General features: G+C 40.3%; 1 protein-coding gene. It reads right to left on the bottom strand.

What is annotated here, in order from left to right; all coding sequences use genetic code 11:
• Positions 1-118: 118 nt before the first annotated feature.
• Positions 119-2,767, bottom strand: a complete 2,649-nt coding sequence (locus KSO91_RS16780) for a beta-N-acetylhexosaminidase (protein ID WP_238744170.1) — start codon at positions 2,765-2,767, stop codon at positions 119-121.
• Positions 2,768-2,870 lie beyond the last annotated feature (103 nt).

Raw genomic sequence — 2,870 nt, 5'->3', positions numbered from 1 at the left:
TAGTTTTGCGTAGTTCAAGGCGAATCATCGCAGCAATAACTGGTTATTGGCAGATGATTTAACGCAGAAATACGCGTAAATAACGGTACTGTATCGTTTAGCTTATCCAGAATTGAGGTTATTTAACCTCTACTGCCCGACTAGGACGGCCTGTTGTTGCGACAGTCCGAACTTGTACTCCTGCTTTTACTTTTGGTTTAGATGAAAGATAATAATCCATCCAAGTTTTTCCATCATTCGAGTATTGAATAGTTAAGCCAGGGAAAGTTGAATTAGCAATTAATAGGCCATTTTTATCTATCATCGCACCAGGAACAGGTAGACGATATGCAATGCCTGCAGCATCAAGTTTAGCAAGTTCTTTATAACCTACAGTATTTGCAAATATTTCCCATTTAGCATCTCGTGCTGCAATACGTTTGCCCATATGATGAGTACCTACAAATCCAGCTGTATTTGATTTGTAAGCTTTTTTAGCATCGTATGCAAGTTCCCAGCTTGCCTCTTTCCATGCCCTTTCAGCCAATGCAAGTACTCGCGGGAAAGCCATGTAATCTTGCTGCTCATCAGTCCGTATCGCTTCCGACCACAAATGAGCCTGAATTCCTTTGAAAGATTTACCCTTATCAAGAGCAACGGTATCTGCATTATATTCGTATGGACCGTTGTCTCGACTTAACATTGTTTCCGCATTTGCAGGCATATTTTCAGGCATAAAGTTAAACACTTGTCTGCTGTTCGTGTTACGAGTACCCCAATAATACCCCGGTTCTTGTGGATCGGCTTCATAGGGGAAATCGAAGTAAGTTACATCTGGAGTGGCAATAACTACGTCATAACCATCGTTTGCTAGCGCGTGTGCGTCATTGACGCCACCCCAGAATAAAGTTCCCCATGCATAAGCCGCAGTGTTACCGGCTAACTTTGCCGGATCCATGTACTTGCCGTCATGTTTAAGACCATCATTCCATGCCGCAAGGCTAAGATTTTTTGCTGCTAATATATGGCTAATACGCTCGATAAAGTAACCTCCTAAATCAGAGGCAGAATCAATTTCATTGCTCATATCAACAAACATTGCACGACATATCGGAGAATCTACCCAAGCACCCGCTGTTTCATCCGCACCGATATGATAATCAGTTAATGGTTGACCTGCAGATTTATGAATATTCGCAATTTCAGAAATTACTTTATCCATAAATACAAAACTTGACTCCATACATGGGTTAATTGTGTTGTGTGTGTAATTTTGAACGGATAGATATTTTGAATTATCATATTGATCAGTTAACAAGTACATTTCTGCTGCTTTCATATCTCCTTCTGCTGCATATTTTTTATATCGCGCTTCCATTGATATTACTGCTGCACGTGAATGACCAGGCATATCCATCGATGGAATAACTTCGATATTACGTGCTTGGGCGTACGCCACAATTTCAGCATAATCAGCAATAGTGTAGTAGCCAGAGCCTGAAGTCGTTGTATCAGGGCCTGAACCTAACTGGGGAAGTAGGCAAGTTGTTTGTGTTAAATCTTGACATCGTTTTGCACCAATATCAGTTAGCTCAGGAAGCCCTGGAATCTCTAAACGCCAACCTTCATCATCCGCCAAATGAAAATGAAATTTATTCATTTTATAAGCCGCCATCTGATCTAAGAACTCTTTGACTTGCTCTTTGGAACGGAAATTACGGGCAACATCCATATGCATTCCACGGTAGTCAAAACGAGGTGCATCATATTTTACAGTTACTTTAGGTAATATATCGCTACCAATTGAAACCAAAGCAGCAATCGATTCTACGCCGTAGAAAGCCCCTTCTGCATCCGCACCAACAACTGTGATTCCGCTATCAGACACTTGCAGCGTATAAGCGCCTTTAGTTTCTTTATCTATAAATGCTTTGTTTGCTGCGTTAACAGACACATTAACCGCAACACCGGCATTCGTGGTAACACCTAGTTTTGTAAAATGTTTATTCAATGCGGCAATTTGATTAGCAGGAATACTTTTTTCAGCCGCCATGATGTGTAAACCAGCAGCTATATTAATAGAGCCTGATTGAATTGTCATATCAGCTGGTGTTGGAATGATCTGACCTAATGTTGCATTAACGCCTAAATCAGCAACATCTACATTAGCCTCAAAACGAGTTTGTGCCGATGTTACAACCGTCTTATCGCCGGGATGACGCTGCCATTGGTTTGGTTTTTTAGGGTCATTACTAATTGCTTTTGCATAACCTGTTAAGTCAATACGACCATCAACCGCAGCAGGAGCCGTATTTTCAATTACACGCGCTTCAGCGCCCGGGGCCGTTATGTAGTAATTAGGCATAAAGTCTGTATCGACTATTTGCCAGTATTCGGCATCATATTCTAGAGTGACGGCTTCTCCTGCTTTTAAGCCAGTAAATTTATCTGTAGCTGATATTTTATGTAAATCACCATCGATGTGAGTAATTTTAAACGCATCGCCACGTGTATCTAAGATACGATGAATGCTTGAAAAGTACATTGCCCAATCAGCGTTTACCGCATGTTCACTATTATTCTTGATAGTGATTTCTGCCTTATAACAAAACCCCCAAGGGCAATCAGCCTTACTGTCAGAAATTTTATTTTCTACTAAAGACGTTGTTACATAAAGAGCTGAAGCTGTTGAATCTAGAGCCTTCTGTACGTTTGTTGCATTTGATGTTGCACAAGCCGTCAGTGCAACAGTCAGTGCTGCCGCTAGTGTATTTAATTTAAAGTTCAAAATGTATCTCCTTGATGATCTTACGAATTAATGGTTTTTGTAGATATTTTGAGAAAATATACAAAAAAAGTAATGCTGATTTATTATTAATGCGTTATTACTT

This window comes from Psychromonas antarctica, from assembly GCF_022267535.1.
Classification (GTDB): domain Bacteria; phylum Pseudomonadota; class Gammaproteobacteria; order Enterobacterales; family Psychromonadaceae; genus Psychromonas; species Psychromonas antarctica.
Note: the sequence above shows the minus strand (reverse complement) of the source record. Positions and strands in the feature narration are given on the sequence as shown.